This is a genomic window from Brevundimonas sp. GW821-FHT10A07 (assembly GCF_059415785.1).
Genome location: NZ_JBWKNX010000010.1, coordinates 131,707 through 140,948, shown reverse-complemented (window position 1 = coordinate 140,948; position 9,242 = coordinate 131,707). Strand labels below are relative to the sequence as shown.

The 9,242-nt window shown below is 65.4% G+C and carries 8 protein-coding genes; 2 read left to right on the top strand and 6 right to left on the bottom strand.

Features of this window, described 5'->3' with window-relative positions; translation table 11 throughout:
• The first annotated feature begins 163 nt into the window (after window positions 1–163).
• Window positions 164–1,267 (top strand): restriction endonuclease, encoded by a 1,104-nt coding sequence (locus tag AC07NC_RS10395; RefSeq protein WP_372704878.1) that lies wholly within the window; start codon window positions 164–166, stop codon window positions 1,265–1,267.
• A gap of 236 nt (window positions 1,268–1,503) precedes the next feature.
• Here AC07NC_RS10395 and dinD read toward each other — a convergent pair whose 3' ends face one another.
• From dinD to AC07NC_RS10370, 5 genes are all read right to left on the bottom strand, one after another.
• Window positions 1,504–2,358: a DNA damage-inducible protein D gene (dinD, locus tag AC07NC_RS10390; protein WP_372704879.1), complete on the bottom strand. Its 855-nt coding sequence runs from the start codon at window positions 2,356–2,358 to the stop codon at window positions 1,504–1,506.
• A gap of 535 nt (window positions 2,359–2,893) precedes the next feature.
• A complete protein-coding gene (polA, locus tag AC07NC_RS10385; RefSeq protein WP_494569482.1) occupies window positions 2,894–5,809 on the bottom strand; it encodes a DNA polymerase I in 2,916 nt (971 codons plus the stop codon).
• Between the two features lie 38 nt (window positions 5,810–5,847).
• Window positions 5,848–6,459, bottom strand: a complete 612-nt coding sequence (locus tag AC07NC_RS10380; RefSeq protein ID WP_230307713.1) for a DUF6655 family protein — start codon at window positions 6,457–6,459, stop codon at window positions 5,848–5,850.
• Window positions 6,459–6,899, bottom strand: coding sequence for a VOC family protein (locus AC07NC_RS10375; protein ID WP_008259598.1), 441 nt, complete (start codon window positions 6,897–6,899; stop codon window positions 6,459–6,461). The genes AC07NC_RS10380 and AC07NC_RS10375 overlap by 1 nt, the downstream gene beginning before the upstream one ends.
• A gap of 99 nt (window positions 6,900–6,998) precedes the next feature.
• Window positions 6,999–7,238 (bottom strand): zinc-finger domain-containing protein, encoded by a 240-nt coding sequence (locus AC07NC_RS10370; protein ID WP_201099628.1) that lies wholly within the window; start codon window positions 7,236–7,238, stop codon window positions 6,999–7,001.
• A gap of 106 nt (window positions 7,239–7,344) precedes the next feature.
• Between AC07NC_RS10370 and AC07NC_RS10365 the strand changes: the two genes are divergently transcribed.
• On the top strand, window positions 7,345–8,319 hold the full coding sequence (locus AC07NC_RS10365) for an ABC transporter ATP-binding protein (RefSeq protein WP_008264330.1): 975 nt from the start codon (window positions 7,345–7,347) through the stop codon (window positions 8,317–8,319).
• Here the strand turns inward: AC07NC_RS10365 and AC07NC_RS10360 are convergent.
• Window positions 8,316–9,197: an alpha/beta fold hydrolase gene (locus AC07NC_RS10360; protein ID WP_494569481.1), complete on the bottom strand. Its 882-nt coding sequence runs from the start codon at window positions 9,195–9,197 to the stop codon at window positions 8,316–8,318. The two genes, AC07NC_RS10365 and AC07NC_RS10360, sit on opposite strands and share 4 nt — an antisense overlap.
• Between the last annotated feature and the right edge of the window lie 45 nt (window positions 9,198–9,242).

Genomic DNA, 9,242 nt, shown 5'->3' with positions numbered 1-9,242 from the left:
ACCTGTCCCATGGCTCTCCTCCAGCTCTGCCGGAGGCCTAACGCCGCCGGTGGGTTGGAGAGCCGTCCACAGCATCAACAGCGGAATCTGGCGGGCCGCCGAATTGCGACCCTGAGTCTTCTCGCGCTACGTTGCCGCTAACGTTAGGGGATCAAATCAGGTTGTGATCAAGGATGACGAATATCTCGAGAGGCTTGTAGCCGGAATCCACACGATCACTGGCGACGCTGCGGATGTTCGGTGGAATGAGATCATTAATGGCCGGCAGTTCGACGTCGTGGTCCGCTTTCAAATGGGGACGCTGCGCTATTTGGTGCTGATCGAGGTCAAGAACCGGAAACGTCCCGCCTCGGCCTCGGATCTGGACGCTTTCGTTTCCAAGGCGGGAGACCAGAGAGCCAATAAGGCCGTGTTCGTTACTGCGGCCGGATTTCAAGAGGGCGCAAAGACCGTCGCGCTTCGCCACGGGGTCGATCTTTTCACGATCAGCTTTGATCTGGACGAACTGACCATTCCAGCTGCGGCCGGAGCGATGGTGATGCGCAGAAATCCGGATGCCCCGGCCGATGCGGAGACGCAACTCGGGATCGGCGCACCCCGCATCGTGGCCTCGGTCCCATCGTTTGTAGTTGTCTATGAGACCGGTGCCCGTGCGACCCTGCCGAGCGAACCCACACAGATGAATTACTACATGGATCGCACGCGAGTCGGCGACGGTCGCTCCCTAATGGAGGTCGTACAGGGACAGCCCATTACGACGTTGAATGAAGGCGAGCGCCTACAACGCAGCGAGACTTTCCGGCCCGCCACCGCGCTCGTGCCGCCAGACGACTATTTCTTCCCTCACGGTCAGGCCAAGGCCCTAGAGTGGACGATCGTCGGCACGGTATCACGCATGATCACTGGCAACCTTAAGATCGATCCGAGTCTCTTCGCTGGACGGGTCTGCTACACCAATGTCCTAACCGGCGACGTCAGCCGGTTCGGTTTCGACGAACTTCCGCTGGGCACACGTAACGTCAAACCCGGTAGCTTCTACTTTAGCTATCATCCCCTGATGTACTATCGGTGCGATGCGGTGAACGGCGAAATCGTGACTTGGACGCTCGTGGAGAGCTTTCAGGCCGGTGAGCTGATCAGGGCGCGCTTCACCCAGGATATCGTCTATGCGTCGCACTACATCCCGGTGACGGACAGGGCGATCCAAGCGCGGCTCGAGCGTCGTTTCGCCGACTATGAGGCGCTCGTCGCTCGGGGAGAGGGTTAAGCCCGGCGTTGCGTCATGATACCCAGGTGCCGGTCTGGACCATTGCGCTGATGTCACCACAATGATCAGCTGCGTCGAAGCTGGCCGACTGAGCCTCCCACTTCCGTCATCCTAGGGCTTGTCCCTAGGATCCATACGCCCGGTATCGACGACAGAGCTCCCTGCGGACACACCGGGAGTCTGGATCCTCGCCACAAGGGCGAGGATGACGGTTCTATAGGCGGGTTCGCCGCGCGTCAGTCCTCCGCTGAGTCGTCTTTCAGTGTCTTGGCCTTGCGGCGTTCCAGCTGTTGGATGCTGGCGTCGGGGGTGGGCAGGTGTTCGGGCATGACGCCGCCCAGTTCGCCGATGGTGGCGCGGACTTTTCGGCCGACAGCGCGGTGGATGTCGTTGGCCTGAGCCTTGGTGCGGGCGCCGTCGCGTTTCAGCTTGTCCTCGGTCTGGGTGGCACGGAACAGGTTGGCGGCCAGTTCGGTCGAGCCCATGTGGTCGAGGATTTTCTGGCTCTTCTTCAGACCCTTGTGCATGTGGATGTCGCGCATCGAGCGGCCGCCGTACAGGCCGCGATAGCCGTGGTCCTGAAACACCGCATAGTCCAGGCCGGTGACGACCCCCGCCTGGCCGGCGGCAGAGGCCAGGGCGGTGTTATGGTGGGCCATTTCCCGGCGCAGCATCAGGCGACGGTCGTCCTCGGACAAGGCGCCGAAGGCGGGGTCGTCCTGGATTTCCTGGCGCCGGGTCTGGACGGCGAAATAGGTCTGACCTTCGGCGATAATCGGCTTGGAGGGGTCGCCGTTCTGGACGATCAGATAGCAGGCGTAGCGGGACAGGCGCAGGTCGGCGAGCTCGCGCTGCGCGCTGGAGCCGATCTGGACCATTTTGGTGACGTCACCGAAATGGTCGGCTGGGTCGAAACCGGCGGACGCCGCCGAGGTGCGGGCCTTCTCCACCACCGCCAGGAAGTTTCGGTAGTCCTGGTAGCCGAGGACGGGGGCCAGCTCCCGCGCCAGCCAGTATTCCGCCCCGTCGTCTTCACGGCGGATGGATTCAAACGAGTGCTTATGCGGCTGAGAGGGTTCGATTTCGGCCATGCTTGATGAGAACAAAGTAGCAACTTCAAGTCAATAGAGTTTCGCGTGAGAAGAGTGAGGCCGGTTCGTTCTCCGGGGGCGATTTGGTCCAAGCTACGCAGGGAATATCGCTTGACCGCGCCCAGCTTCAGGACGACCTTGAATCTCGTCAGGAAGATCAACACCGCCGACGGCGCGGCGTTGATCCACACTCCTGCCAGTCACGGTCCAATCCAAGGCTGCCATGTCACCGGAGAGATCCTACCTCTCCGGTGACTACACCGTCGCGTGACGTTCACAGCACAGTCTCGTTTGTGATGTCGGTCAACGCTGATTCGTTGGTCGATTCGCAGTTAAATTGTTTGACTCCGTCAAACGCTAATCCTGCTTGGGGAATTTGTTGTTTCGCTATTTCCTAGGGTTAGGCGAAGACCTATCCGGGCGGAATTTAAGCTCGAAGCCCCACTCGACTAAACCGATCTCCAGGTGCGGTTCTTCTACGAATCACTCGCCTCGGCTCAGGCAAAGCCCGACCACGTCGGGGCCGGTAGCCGCCTCAATGCGCGGCATCCCAGTTCGCCGCCGCCCGCGCCTCCACCACCAGCGGCACAGTCAGGGCCACCGCCGGGTCTGAGGCGGTTTCCATGACGCGTTTGATGACGGTTATGGCGCGGTCGGCCTCGGCCTCGGGGGTTTCGAAGACCAGTTCGTCGTGGACCTGCAGCAGCATGCGGGTGGTCAGTCCGGCCTCGGCCAGGGCGGCGGGCATGCGGATCATGGCGCGGCGGATGATGTCGGCGGCGGCGCCCTGGATCGGGGCGTTGATGGCGGCGCGCTCGCCGAACTGGCGTTCGGCGCCCGATTTCGAGTGGATGGCGGGGATGTGGATGCGGCGGCCGAAGACGGTGGAGACGAAGCCGGCCTGGCGGACCTCGGCCTTGGTCTTGTCCATATAGGTGCGGATGCCGGGGAAACGGTCGAAATAGGTCTTGATGTAGGCGCCGGCCTCGCCCTGATCGATGCCCAGCTGGGCGGCCAGGCCGAAGGCGCTGATGCCGTAGACGATGCCGAAATTGATGGCCTTGGCGCGGCGGCGGGTCTCGGACGGCATGCCCTCGACGGGGACGCCGAACATTTCGCTGGCGGTGGCGGCGTGGATGTCCAGCCCGGCCTTGAAGGCGCGTTTCAGCTCGGGGATGTCGCCGATATGGGCCAGGAGGCGCAGTTCGATCTGGCTGTAGTCGGCGCTGATCAGCAGATGGCCGGGGGCGGCGATGAAGGCCTGGCGGATTTCGCGGCCGGTCTCGGTGCGGATCGGGATGTTCTGGAGGTTGGGGTCCGAGCTGGCCAGGCGGCCGGTGGTGGCGGCGGCCAGCTGGTAGCTGGTGTGGACGCGGTCGGTGGCGGGGTCGGCGGCGGCGGTCAGGGCGTCGGTGTAGGTGCCCTTCAGCTTGGACAGTTGGCGCCAGTCCAGCAGGACGCGGGGCAGGGCGTGGGTGGCGGCCAGGTCTTCCAGCACGCTGGCGTCTGTGCCCCATTGGCCGGAGGCGGTCTTCTTGCCGCCGGGCAGGTTCAGCTCGCCGAACAGGATTTCGCCGATCTGGCGGGGGGAGCCGATGTTGAAGGGGCGGCCGGCGATCTCGTGGGCCTGGGCCTCCAGCTCGGCCATGCGCAGGCCGAACTCGCTGGACAGGCGTTTGAGGCGGTCGGGGTCGATGCGGACGCCGGCGGTCTCCATCTCGGCCAGGACGGCGGGCAGGGGGCGCTCCAGGGTCTCATAGACGGTGGACAGGCCCTCGCGCGCCAGCCGGGGCTTGAGGAGGCGCCACAGACGCAGGGTGACGTCGGCGTCCTCGGCGGCGTACTGGGTGGCGGGTTTCAGGGCGACGTGTCTGAACGACTTCTGGCTCTTGCCCGTTCCGGCCACGCTCTTGAACGGCACGGGGTCGTGCCCCAGATGCAGCCGCGCCAGCTCATCCATCCCGTGCCCGTGCAGCCCGCCCTCGAGCACATAGGAGATCAGCATGGTGTCGTCATAGGGGGCCACGCGGATCCCCCGCCGCGCCATAACAGCAAGATCATACTTGGAATTCTGCAAGATTTTCAAGACACTAGAGTCTTCAAGCACCCCCTTCAGCTTGGCCAAAGCCGTCGCCTTGTCCAACTGCTGAAGCGGCTCCCGCGCCTCGCCCGGCTCCCCGAACAGCCCGCCCTCGCCCGCCTGGGGCTCATGCTCATGCGTCAGCGGGATGTAGCAGGCCTCATTCGGCCCCACCGCCAGCGACACCCCGCACAGCCCCGCATGCGTCGCCGACAGCGACGAGGTTTCTGTATCGAAACCCACCACGCCCGCCTCGGTTGTCCGCGCGATCCAGCGATCCAGCGCCTCTTCGGTCTGGACGCACTCGTAGGCCTCAAGGTCGAAGCTCTGGGCCTCGGCGGGACCTTCCACCACCTGGCCGTAGCGGGGCGTGGCGACCGGGGCGCTCAGGTTCGGCACGCGCTTGGGCGCAAAAGCGGAGGTCTCGCTGGGCCCCGCCTTGCCGTCGCCGACGCGGCGCTGCAACGACCGGAATTCCATCTTGTCCAGAAAGGCCGACAGGGCCTCTGGATCCGGATCGCGCACGGCGAAATCCTCGATCAGCTCGGGCGCCGGGGCGTCGCAGGTCAGGCGGACCAGCTCGCGCGACAGGCGGATCTGATCAGCGAAATTGATCAGGGTCTCGCGGCGCTTGGGCTGTTTGATTTCGCCCGCGCGGGCCAGCAGGGCGTCCAGGTCGCCGTATTCATCAAGCAGCTGGGCGGCCGTCTTGGGTCCGATGCCCGGGGCGCCGGGAACATTGTCGACGCTGTCGCCGATCAGGGCCTGAAGATCGATCATCTTCTCCGGGCCGACGCCGAACTTCTCGAACACCTCGGGCTCGGCCAGCCGCCGGTCCTTCATCGGATCCCACATGACGACGCCGCCGCCGATCAGCTGCATCAGATCCTTGTCGGAGGACACGATCACCGCCTCGCCCCCGGCGTCGCGCGCCTTGCAGGCATAGGTGGCGATCAGGTCGTCGGCCTCGTAGCCGGGCAGTTCGACGCAATGGACGCCAAAGGCCGCCGTCGCCTCGCGCACCAGGGGAAACTGCGGGACAAGATCCTCGGGCGCCGGCGGGCGGTGGGCCTTGTACTGGTCATACAGGGTGTTGCGGAACGTCTTGTCCGAGTGGTCGAAAATGGCGACCAGATGGGTCGGGCCGTCTGCGCCCTTCATGTCCTTCAGCAGCTTCCACAACATGTTGCAGTAACCCTGGACCGCCCCGACCGGCAGGCCGTCGGACTTGCGCGTCAGCGGCGGCAAGGCGTGATAGGCGCGGAAGATATAGGCCGAGGCGTCGATCATCCACAGCCGCAGGGCGGGGCCGTCCTGGGTGAGGGGGCGATCCTGTTCGGGGGCGGTCTGGGGAGCGGAGGCGTCGGTCATGGCCGGAACATAGGCGGCCGGAGCCGCCGCGTCAGCCGTCAGAATTCGGTCCAGCTGGATCCAGGGTCGCGCCGTCCCGGCTGGGCCTGTTGCTGACCCCAGCTGACGATCATCAGCAGCTTGTGACTGCGGATCCTGTACTCGCCGATCATGGGCAGGACCGCGCCCAGGGGAGCGCCGGTCTTGGCCTCGTACAGGAAGCCGGAAAACTCGGCGACGCCCACCCGGTCGCGATTGCTGTAGACCGAAAGTTCCGGCAGCGAGACGACGTTCAGGGTCTCGTTGATGGGAATCCGCATTTCCGGAAGACCGAAGACGCGGCGCATCTGTTCCAGCGACAGGGCGCCCGGCCGGATCTCGAACACGGCGTCGGACTCGTCCTTGTTGCGCGCCAGGCGGTATCCGGCGTCGGACAGGGCGGCGCGAATGGCGCTGATGGCGTAGCGCGAGCCCTCGCCCTGGAAGTAGGACTCATCGACGAAGATCGACGCCGCCGTCGGCAGGGGCAGGGACAAACCCTCCACCGCCTTGTCCGACGCCCGCGCCATCAGCAGCTGTTCGGTCGCGGTGCGGCCGATATAGGTCTCGGTGGTCGAGGCGCAGGCCGACAACGCCAGGGCCGCCGTCGATACCAGTGCGAGGTGACGCATCACCATGTTCCGGTATTGTCCATGGAGGCCCAGGGCTCGGCAGGGGCCAGGGGCTCGCCTTCCTGCAGCAGTTCGATCGAAATACCGTCCGGCGACCGGACAAAGGCCATATTGCCGTCGCGCGGCGGACGATTGATCACCACGCCGCCATCCATCAGCCTTTGGCAGGCGGCGTAGATGTCATCGACCTTGTAGGCCAGATGGCCGAAGTTGCGGCCGCCCTGATAGGTTTCCGGATCCCAGTTGAAGGTCAGTTCGACCTCGGGGGCGCATTCCGCCGCCGACTGTTCCAGGTTCTTGGGCGCCGCCAGGAAGACCAGGGTGAAACGGCCCTTCTCGTTCTCGGTGCGGCGCACCTCCTGCAGGCCCAGCAGGTCGCAATAGAAATGCAACGAGGCGTCGAGGTCCTGTACGCGGACCATGGTGTGCAGATAACGCAAGCGTGTGTCTCCGTCCGGGAGGCGCGGTTGACGCCCTCTATAGCCGCCAGATGGCGAAACCACGATTCAACTGAGGTGACAGGCTCAGCGGGCCTGTATTCAATGGGCCTCGGGCGCGCGGGCGGCGGGGCTCAGATATTCGCTCTCGTCGTGCGGATGGGCCGACAGGACGAAGCGGCGGTCGCAATAGCCGCACTCGATGAAGTCGTCCTCGCCCATGTCCATATAGACCAGCGGATGGCCGAGGGCGCCGCCGCCGCCGTCGCAGGCGACGCGCTTGGTCGAAACCACGACTTCTTCGGGCGGAGGGATGATCGCATCGGGATGGCGGGGCGGCATTATTCGGCTCGTATCTTGGCGAGGAGGCGTCGGGCGCATACCTATGCGGCCCGTCCGGCGGCGTCAAACCGCCGCGCGACCCGATTTCTCGATCAAAGCGCCCCGAATGACCGATGCGACGACCCTGCCCGACAACGCCATCGAGGTGCGCGGGCTGAAGAAGACCTACGCCGGCTCCAAGAAGTCGGCGCCCAAGACGGCCCTGCGCGGGGTCGACCTGATCATTCCGCGCGGTTCGGTGTTCGGGCTTCTGGGGCCCAACGGCGCCGGAAAATCGACCCTGATCAACATCCTGGCCGGGGTGGTCAAGAAGTCGGAAGGCACGGTGACCATCTGGGGCCGCGACATCGACAAGGAGCCGCGCGACGCCGCCGCGGCCCTGGGCGTGGTGCCGCAGGAGATCGTCGCCGACGTCTTCTTCACCCCGCGCGAGTCGCTGGAGGTCCAGGCCGGCTTCTACGGCGTGCCGAAGAATGAGCGTCGCTCCGACGAACTGCTGGCGGCCCTGGGCCTGTCGGACAAGGCCAACGCCTATGTCCGCGCCCTGTCGGGCGGAATGAAGCGCCGCCTGATGGTGGCCAAGGCCCTGGTCCACAATCCGCCTATCCTGATCCTGGACGAGCCGACAGCGGGGGTGGATGTCGAACTGCGCCGCCAGCTGTGGGCCTATGTGCGCCAGATCAACGCCGAGGGTGTGACCATCGTCCTGACCACCCATTATCTGGAAGAGGCGCAGGAACTCTGCGACACCATCGCCATCGTCAACCGGGGCCAGGTGGTGGCCTGCGAGCCGACGCCGCAGCTGCTGCGCCGTCTGGACAGCCGCAATGTGGTCGTCACGCCCGAGACGCCCCAGGCGACGCCCCCGGTTCTGGACGGCTTCCAGGTCACGCCCCGTCCCGGCGGCGCCTTCGCCGTGACCTACAAGAAGGGGCAGTCGTCGGTGGAACAGGTCATCAACGCCGTCCGCGCCGCCGGCGTGACCATCGCCGACATCACCACCGAGGACCCGGACCTGGAAGACGTCTTCCTGGCCCTGACCTATGGCGACGCCAGCCAGGTCGATCCGACGAAGGACTAATCCACGTCCGCCAGGAATTCGAAGATCGCCGCCTTGGCCTCGGCTTCGTCCAGCATCGGGGCGTGGCCGACGCCGGGGACCTCGACATAGGCCATGGCCGGCGCGGCCATCTTCATCTTCTCGGCGATGGCGAGGCTGAGAAGGTCGGACTCCCCGCCCCGCACCAGCAGGGTCGGCTTGGTCTTCGCCAGACGCCGGAACATGGGCCACAGGTTGGGAACCAGGGCCTTGGCCCCTGCCGCCCGGATCGGAACCGAGATGTCCGGATCATAGTCCAGCCCGATCTCCCCGTTCGGCTGCTGGCGGAAGATGCGCCGCGCGAACCCGTCCCAGTCGGCGTCGGAATAGTGGGGAAAGGCGACCCCGTTGATTCGTTTGGCATAGGCCGCCGCATCGGCCCATGAGCCGATCTCGACGGGCTGGCCGCTGTAGGACGCGATGCGCGCCAGGCCATCGGGCGCCACCTCGGGACCGATGTCGTTCAATATGGCGGCGACCACCGCCCGGGGCTTCAGGGCCGTCAGGGCCATGGTGATCAGCCCGCCCATCGAGGTGCCGACGAAGACGGCGCGGTCGATCGCCGCCTGATCCATCAGGGCCAGCATATCTTTCGCATAGACATCGGGCCGGTAGGTCATCGGGTCAGACGCACGATCCGACAGGCCGCGCCCGCGCACATCGACGGCCAGGACGCGCCGTCCGCTCTGGGCCAGAAAAGGCGCGAGAGCGCCGAAGTCGGCGCTGTTACGGGTCAGGCCGTGAATGGCGATGATCGGCGGACGCGCGACGCCAGGCCCCGGCGCATAATCGCGCGCGAACAGGTCCAGACCGTCCGGGGATTTCCAGCGACGTTCGACATAGGCGGCGACGAGGGTCACGGGGCGCTCCTTCAACCAAGAAGGAGGAAACTAATTCACCGCACG

Coding starts and splice junctions, on each gene's coding strand:
- dinD (WP_372704879.1), bottom strand. CDS start 2,358: ATGGCCGAAATCGAACCCTCTCAGCCGCATAAGCACTCGTTTGAATCC.
- polA (WP_494569482.1), bottom strand. CDS start 5,809: ATGACCGACGCCTCCGCTCCCCAGACCGCCCCCGAACAGGATCGCCCC.
- AC07NC_RS10380 (WP_230307713.1), bottom strand. CDS start 6,459: ATGCGTCACCTCGCACTGGTATCGACGGCGGCCCTGGCGTTGTCGGCC.
- AC07NC_RS10370 (WP_201099628.1), bottom strand. CDS start 7,238: ATGCCGCCCCGCCATCCCGATGCGATCATCCCTCCGCCCGAAGAAGTC.
- AC07NC_RS10365 (WP_008264330.1), top strand. CDS start 7,345: ATGACCGATGCGACGACCCTGCCCGACAACGCCATCGAGGTGCGCGGG.